This is a genomic window from Bradyrhizobium uaiense, from assembly GCF_010811875.1.
GTDB lineage: Bacteria > Pseudomonadota > Alphaproteobacteria > Rhizobiales > Xanthobacteraceae > Bradyrhizobium > Bradyrhizobium uaiense.
The window spans coordinates 25,270-33,476 of record NZ_VKHP01000084.1 but is presented as its reverse complement, the minus strand read 5'-3'; the positions used below and the strand labels follow the sequence as shown (position 1 = coordinate 33,476).

4 protein-coding genes are annotated in these 8,207 nt (G+C 57.1%); 2 read left to right on the top strand and 2 right to left on the bottom strand.

Going from position 1 to position 8,207, the window contains the following annotated elements:
- Positions 1 to 188 (top strand): hypothetical protein (locus FNJ47_RS50550; protein ID WP_206685333.1); only part of this gene is annotated, 188 nt, incomplete at its 5' end.
- 363 nt (positions 189 to 551) lie between these two features.
- On the opposite strand, the gene FNJ47_RS20745 is transcribed toward FNJ47_RS50550, so the two are convergent.
- Both FNJ47_RS20745 and FNJ47_RS20740 read right to left on the bottom strand, forming a co-directional pair.
- On the bottom strand, positions 552 to 2,234 hold the full coding sequence (locus FNJ47_RS20745) for a hypothetical protein (protein WP_163156337.1): 1,683 nt from the start codon (positions 2,232 to 2,234) through the stop codon (positions 552 to 554).
- Between the two features lie 70 nt (positions 2,235 to 2,304).
- Complete coding sequence (locus FNJ47_RS20740) at positions 2,305 to 3,612, bottom strand: hypothetical protein (protein ID WP_163156335.1); 1,308 nt, start codon at positions 3,610 to 3,612, stop codon at positions 2,305 to 2,307.
- 1,293 nt (positions 3,613 to 4,905) lie between these two features.
- Here FNJ47_RS20740 and FNJ47_RS20735 point away from each other — a divergent pair.
- Positions 4,906 to 8,106: a hypothetical protein gene (locus FNJ47_RS20735; protein WP_236000016.1), complete on the top strand. Its 3,201-nt coding sequence runs from the start codon at positions 4,906 to 4,908 to the stop codon at positions 8,104 to 8,106.
- Positions 8,107 to 8,207: the final 101 nt, after the last annotated feature.

The window sequence follows — 8,207 nt, the reverse complement described above, 5'->3', positions numbered from 1 at the left end:
GATATTACCGACCTGCTGCCCATCAACTTCCACAAAGCCGCCACTGCCTGAACGGCCCGGTATCGCCCGATACTAGGGCAATCCATCAAAACCGCCGGCGTCAACGTGCGGGGAAAATCGCGCTTACAACCTTCCGACATTCCAAAGAGCTTGATCGTTTTGGCAGCAATTCCGCTTCGGGTACCTAATTCCTAATTCGAGACGTAACCTCGTGGCGGCGGAAATGATGAGCCTCCCCATGCCGACCGCTCAAATTTGCACCGAAGCTAAGCGTCTAAGAGCTCTCGGCAGAGCCTCGCTTCCTTGAAGCAATATGACTCACGGCAGAAGATTGCGGTGGGATGCTCGGGAAATATGGTGAAGTCGCTCGTTGCTAGAGTCTGGCAGAATGAGCATTTATGCGGCGACGACGACCTTAAATCAAAATCCAGCGTTTGACGGGAATCCACAGGTCTTAAGCTCGCGGGCTACTATTCACACTGCCGTCCATTTTTTGGGGACGAGCGGAGATGGCGATTCGCTAAGCCAATCATCGAGCGGCAGCCTCGCGGCTAATCGACGACTCCGCGAACAGGGCGCCTGCGCGATTTGTTCCCCTTGGCCGGTGGTCCGAACTTTATCCTGCCTCCGTGCGGGTCCGTCCCCTCTACAGGCCAAGAAAAGACGATCATGGTGTCAGATCCCGAACCGGTTTCCCGTACTTCGAAAGCTCCGCCGTTGGTTTCTACAATCGCGCGACAATAACCGAGACCGGAACTCGACACCGCTTCGAACGGCGTGAGCTGCGCGTGCTCGTCGGGGCTTTTGACGCGTACCGTTGTGACCAGGTTGGATCCCTTCAACGCGCCACGAAAATCGTATGCGCCGTGACGAGTGCCTATGATGACCATGTGACTGAGGACCATGCGCAGTGAGGACACCGCAACACGAATTTTCGGAACCTTGCCGAACGATGCGGTCGCATGGATAGTCGGGTCGAGGTGTCTTGCTGTGTTCATGGCTTCCGTCACGACCCTGTTCGGGTCGATCCAGCCAGAAGCGGACTTTCCTTCTGTGACGACGTCAATGGGCCCCATGAGGTTACGCACTGCGACCTGCATTGCACCGAGATCCTTCTCCACCGCCTGCAGTTCGCGTGGCACAATCTGATTCTCTGCGGTGTGTGCCCAAACGTCTATCGTGTCGCGCACGCGTCGGTTCGATCGCGCGGCAACGCTCATGATCTCGTCTCTGACATGCGAGTTTGCGGACTGGTAGGCGACCAGGCGGTCTTGCGCATCTGCGAGCTCCCGTCGAGCCCGCGCCTCCGCTTCCTTCGCGATCTTGAGCGCGAGTACGGCTTCGCTCCGCGCTTTCATCGCCACAGACACGTCTGATCCAAGGAGGCACAGGCCGCCATCCGGCATAACCGCTTCGGTGAATTGGATCCACGTCGTGTCGTCGATTTGAAGCCCCCAAGTATCGTTGGATGTCATTAGCTCATCGCGCGACATCTTCGCGATTGTTATTTTCCAGTCGGCAAGTGGCGGAAGAACATCCGACGCCTTTGAGCGAGTCAGTCGATAGAACGCGGCATTCGCACCAACGGGCGCGCCGCTTGCCGCCCAAACCGCGAGGGGAAAGGGCGCTTCATGCCACCATTCGCGATCTGTGGCTGGATCATGGATCGCGATGTCGAGTTTCCTCGCCATGCGGCGACCGAGGTCAGTCAGCGCGAAGCTTGCTTCCTTTCCTGATGAGGATCGCTCGATCAGCCCTGTTCCTTGCAGGGCACCGGTCACCCTCGAAAGGTTGGACTCTCGGAGGCCGAGAATGCTCATCAGTGCGATGTTGCTGACGGCCTTGCCGGCGCCTGCGATTGCGCTCAGAAGCGACTTGGTGTGCTTTCGACTGAGGACCTCTTCCAATGGTTGGAGCTCAGCAAACCTCGCTGACTGCGAGATCAGGTCCGCAAAGGCACGCATTCTCTCCGACATCCCGCCGGCATTTCTGCTGGCGGCAAGTGCCGAAGCGTGTCGCACCACCTCAAACCATTGCGAAAGCTCGCCGCCGAAGGAGCGCGACGTCAGCGCGCGCCACGTGACGTCGCGGAGCACGTCATAGACCCGCTCCGTCAAAGAGGGCTCGCTGGTCAGCGCTTTTCGGATCGCGGCGGCCGCTTCGGCAGGCGTCGCATCGCCGCGCCCGATCCGATCGAGCGATATTTCGAAGGCCTTGCGGTCAGTGGCGGACATTGGACCCGCTGCTATGGGGACTACGGAACTCGCTTTACTATGCTTTACATCGGCCTGCTTTAACGCCAAGTCAACGGTCATGTAACGTTTGGCCGCGGAAAACGCTCCATGGAACGTCCGTTAGAAGCTCATTTGCCGCCCAGCGTGATGAGTTCCCGTCCGGATTCAGGACAAACCCGGCAGCCCGATCCAGCGGCGGATAGGCCTGCTGGACTACAAAACTGCGGGTTTTTCGCTCATTGTCCAAATCCTTCGCGGTCCGGATGTGTCCGTCCATAGTGACCTCGTTGCCGCATGACGGGACTATTGCGAAGTCTACGTCGAGCCACCCATAAGGGGTATGATAGCACCTATTGCAGAAATCGAGGCAGATGCCGAAGCCGAAAAGGGCTTCTTCCAGGACCACGACCGCAAGCTCGGTCCCGTGCCGAATGTCTTCCACGCGGCCTTCAGCGTCCTTGTAAGCCATCCGCTTCTTGTGCCGAGCAATTTGCACGCCGTGACCATCGTAGATCGTAGCAATGTTGTATCGCTCGCCGTTCTCCACTTCATGCCAGGAGCCTGCGACGACGATTCCGGGTGCGTCCGGCATTTCACCCTCGGCAAGCCAAGGCTTCTCGACAAGTTGAGTTTCGATGAGACGACGTGATTGCGGGTCGATCATGAGTTCCGGAAACACGGTGGTCAGGCAGCGTTCGGTGTGAGCCGCCTTGCACGCATCGGAAATAATGGTTTCGCCATTGGGGATGTTAACCGCTCTGACGAAAAACCTCGTCGGTGTTTCATCGCAGTCGAAGGTGGGATCAGGAAACAATACGGCGCCGAATGTCGACGACTTCCTGGCCATCCGGTCGGCTTTCACGATCTGAACCGTCGCGCCGTCGACGACAGCTGGGACGAACCGGAGACGCAGCAGCCCGCGTTGGTCGAAGTTGCGCATATCCTGGGCAGGGTTCTTTGTGTCCTTCCACGCTAGGCGCCCCATGGGGATGAGATAGGCGCAATGCCCTGCCTGTTCGACAAGCCACCCGGCTGGATCAGTCGGCCTCGAGCCCAAATCCTGTTCGCTGTATTCACGCTCCATGGCGCGAAGACAACCGCCGAGCCGCATCACTATTTCTTCGTAGGTCTCCGTGCCGCCGAATGAAAGACCATAGTCGGGCGCTTGCATGTCGAGCGTCGCAGCCAACTCGAGGATCATCGATTCCGGGACAAGCGAGTATAAATGTTTGATCGTGGCCGACGCCTTGGCGAGCGCGGCCCAGACGATGAGCATGGCCTGTCGCAAACCGTCGTCGTCCTCGCTGCGAGGCACAGCTCTCAGATTGGCCGGAATGCTGAAAGCGTTCTCCCGCCACTGCTCGTCGGTGATGTCCAAAGCCGTGACTGCCCGAAAATGATTCCGCGTTCTAAAATTCGCCGGGTTGATAGCCGACGCGCAAGCGTCCCGCTAGACTTTTGAGTATACTCTCACAAGGCATCGACGATGATCGATGCAAGGTTTCTCAAAGACGCAAATGACTGATCTGGCTCTTACTTATTGTTCGGTGGTCTGATGTCCAGATGATTGTCCGAATCGGACAAAACAATGCCGTCGCCGATCGTCAGCGATGTTCGTGTGCGGCGATGCGCGAGGCATGCAGAGATAGGTCCAGCCAGCGAGGGTATGAAGTGCGGGATCTTTGGGCGCGAAAACAAAAAGCCTTGATCGCTGTCTCGCTGGTCAATTGCCTGCGTGGTTATGCAGCTACGGCCGGGCACTTAGGTCCACGGTTCCGGCCGGAATGAAGGATGCATGTCTGATCACACCAAACCGAACTCATCCTGGTTAAGATACCTAGCTGGGCGCGGCTCTTTGTGCGACCGTGCCCTACAAAGGGCGATCTGAAGCGCTGCTGCTTTGTTAACGTGCGGCTGTTTCTGGCAGCAAATGGCATTTGCCGGGGCGGGGCTTGCGTTGTCGGTTCGCGGAATCCTCGACTTGTACCGATTGAGCGCGCCGGTGTTGATGGGGCACCTTTTTGTTCAAGAGCGAGGTAGTTTGGACCAGGGCGAGGTCATCACGTATGCATCCATGGAGTGGGCTCAATCGCTGGGTATGGCGAACTGATCGGCCTAGATCCGTGCGAACGCTTGGCGTCAGCGCACGATCATTGATGCGCGGACCGGTTTGAGCGCGTCTGCGGTCTCGCCGCGGGCAAGCTCTTCTCCTCTTGCTCAAAGTCGGCTTCAAGAAGGCTAGGTCTTGAAGCGTCCGAGCCCTCGTCGACGTCAAGCCGCATCGATCGATGAACCGATCGATGAATGCGACCGGCGATAACAGGAAGAAGTACGCCGGCGCCGTGCGCCTTCTTTGCGTCTCAGTCGAATGAGCGAGGAAAAAGTGCGCAGGTGCGCTGGAGCGAGATGAAAAACATCGAGCGCTCCATTTCGTCTCATCTGCATCGAAAATCTCTTGACCGTCTAGCGGAATATTCGATAAATCGCTCCACTACTGCAGGTTAAGTTTATTGCTTTAAACCCGCTGTCCGATAGCGGATCTATTTTTGCATTGCGCGCGGCGAGCTCTCTTTAAGCGTTTCGCGTTCGGTGAGAGTTCGGCCGTGTGTTTGGGATTAAAGCCAATATTTGCTCAGGACTATCTTCTGTAGACAGTATTAGGGAACGAGCGATGACGGTGCGCGAGCAATTGTTCACATTATTGCGCAATCTGCGATGGATCATCGTTCTCTCGGTCGCCATTTCCGTTCTGCTCTACCTGCCAGATCAGATTCAGGAGCTCTACCGAATCGGCGCCGACGACATTGGCTGGACAACTGTCAAAGAGTTCATCGCCATTGGCGTGATCGCGATAACGATTTGGGCGGCTGCGTTTCAGCTCACCGCTGCAACAATAGCTCGCATGCCGCGCGCGACAGGCCGGTTGGCCCTGTATATCAGACTTGCGCCCGTTATCCTCGGCGCATTGCCCATACTCGCTGCGACCACAGGTCAACTCGCCTCGCGGCCGGCTCAAGAGATCGGTGAGGTCGAGGAAGTCGGAAGCATCTTCCGCATCCAGGCTCAGGCGCTTGCCTTCGAGCGCAATCTGCTGCTCATCCTGGCCTTCGCCATGCTCATCCTGCTCGCGGCGTTTGTCGTATTTGCCTGGCGGATGGGAGCAAGAGATCGCGCCACCGAGCTCGCAAGCAGGGCTAACAATGCCTATTTCATCCGCTATAGATTTCTTGCGCTCACGATCGCCGGCATCGCGCTATTGACGGCTGGATTCCTTCTGCTTCCCGATAGGCTTGCGCAATTCGTCGGCTCGTTTGGCGTGATCGCTCTTTTTACGATGTGCGTGGTCGCTCTTTCCACCCACTTTGCGCTGCTGACAATCAGGCTCAATTTCCCGTTTATACCGGTTGTGTTCGGTGGCCTATTCCTGGTTGCGTCCTTATTTGGAAGTGACGATCACGGCCTGCGCACAGTCGATATTGCAGCGGGCCAGCCGGAAGACAAAGGCCGCATTTCTGCGGTCGAGGCATTTCGCGAATGGATTTTGCAAAAACCACGGGTCGCCGAGGCCAAGAGGCTTGGCGAATATCCTGTGTTCATTGTGGCGGCCCAGGGCGGTGGCATATATGCGGCCAACAACGCGGCCCGCTTTCTTGCCCGAATGCAAGATCTCTGTCCGGCGTTTCGGCAGCATCTGTTTGCGATCAGCGGCGTCTCCGGCGGAAGCGTCGGCTCGGCAATTTTTGCGGCTGCGCTTCACGCCGATAGTGCGCCACTTGATGCGATTGCTCCCGACGCAAAGACATGCCCAAAGATCGCAGACTTTCTCGCCGGCGTCGGTCGCGCCGAGGACATCGACGTGTCCGGGCCGGTAGAACAGCGCGTAGCAAGCGTGTTGGAGACGGATTTTCTCTCGCCTTTGGTTGCCGGCTTTCTTTTTACCGACTTCACCCAGCTGTTCTCCCCATTCGCGATTCCAAGTTTCGATCGCGCGCGTTTTCTGGAATACACGCTGGAAAATGCCGCTGACCGAATGCTCAGGAACCAGAAGGGGGCCGGCGCACAGTCCAACCTCCTGAAAGCCGATTTTCAGTCACATTGGGCGCCAGACAACAATATGCCCGCGCTGCTCTTGAATACGACAGACGCCGGGAGCGGCAAGCGCGTTGCGATCTCTCCCTTCGATATCGATCCGCTGCACGCTAAAGACAAGGACCTGTGCATTCTCGCAACGCTTGATCGCACCGGCATTGGACCCGATCAAACCGTCACAAGCCGCTCCCTCCATATTCCACTCAGCGCAGCGGCGTTTACCAGCGCGCGCTTTCCATGGGTGACGCCGGCGGCGACGGTTCCTATAAAGAACGACTGCATGACCGCCAATCGACAGGCGCGCTTGGTAGACGGCGGATATGTCGAGAACTCCGGAATCGAGACTGCTCTCGATCTGATCGAGCGGCTCAACAGCATCAAGGGCACCTCTGATGCGCCAAAGTTCCGAATCTATCTTTTGTCGCTGGTGAGCGGCCAGTTCGAAGATCATGGGTCCTTCATGTTCGGTGAGCTCATGGAGCCGGTGCGCGCGCTTCTGAGCACGCGTACCTCGCGGACCTATGTCGCACTCAATCACGCAACCACGATCGATCGCGCGCCGGAAAATGACCTAGCTGCGAGTGTACAGCGCTTTCCGACATTCGGCCGCACCGAAATAACCGGCTTGTTTTACAGCCTGCCGCTTGGCTGGACCCTATCTCAGCAAACCGACGATATCATCTCGCTGAGCAGCGGTCGCTTTTGGGATTGCGTGCCAAGGGATGATTTCGACCAATCCCGGACCAAGCAGAGCAACGCTGATTGCCTGCAGGTGAAATTGTTTCATCTCTTGAACGGATCTGTCGCATCCGCCTTTGAAACGCTCCGAGATGCGAAGCTCGCCCAAGCGGCTTACGCCGATGAATTGAGCAAAGAGTACCGACCCGCTCCAAAGATCAAGCCGCAGCCGCTACTTGCCTGTTACGAGAGGAAGTGGTTGCAGGAGCGCGGCTATCAGAAGTACCGCGACCAAGTTGCCGCCTATGAGCACCAGCTCGCGGTATCGATCAAAGACCATTCGCCGGCTCCGGCGCCCCTGCCGCCATATCGGAAGAGCTATATGGCGTATTTTCAGGCCGAGCAGGTCAAGGCATTGTTGCAGGAATGGGATCGCGTCGCGGAAACCGAGCCGCGGATCCTTGCCTATATACTGGGAGCAATCTCCTACGACAGCGCTGATTTTACCCGCAGCAGCGAGAACTTCTCTTACAGCGCGGTCTCGCAATTGCCGCGCAAATGGCGCGACCGAATAGGAAAGAACAACGCCGATCTGGTGGCGGCGAATAAACCGCCGATCGCGATCGAGACATTGCTCAATCGTCCCAAAGAACTGGCGAATTTTGTTCTTGGTTACGAGGGCAACCCGTTCGGAAACCAGACGGGGACGGACGATGGTTGGCTGTTTCGCCCACGAGGAATGTATCAACTGGTGGGGCGGGAGCAATATCAGGAAGCACAGAGCCAAATACAAGATATCGGCGATCTGGAAGGGCTTGATCTCCTCGCGCTCCCCGACGCACTGCGTGATGCCAAGATCTCAGCCAAGGTGGCCTTCGCTCATTTTCGGCTTCATCCCTATCAGAATGGAACATTGTTTGAGCTGCTCAAGGATCCGTCGAAGAACTGGATCGCCGTGCGCGGACTGCAAACAGACATGGAGCATGGCCTCCTTGATCGGGAACGTGTCAATGCGAGAAGTGAGATGTTTTTCAACTGCATAGATGAGGCTTTGCATCCTACTCAACTCAAGACGTTGCAAAGCAAGTTTTACGGCAGCGAGTGAACGTCTTTCGAGTGAACGTCCTTAACGCGGCTGCCCACCAAAATACGCCGGCTTATGTCGCTGAAGACGGCCGTCTCTCAATCGGACCTCGAGTTTTCAAT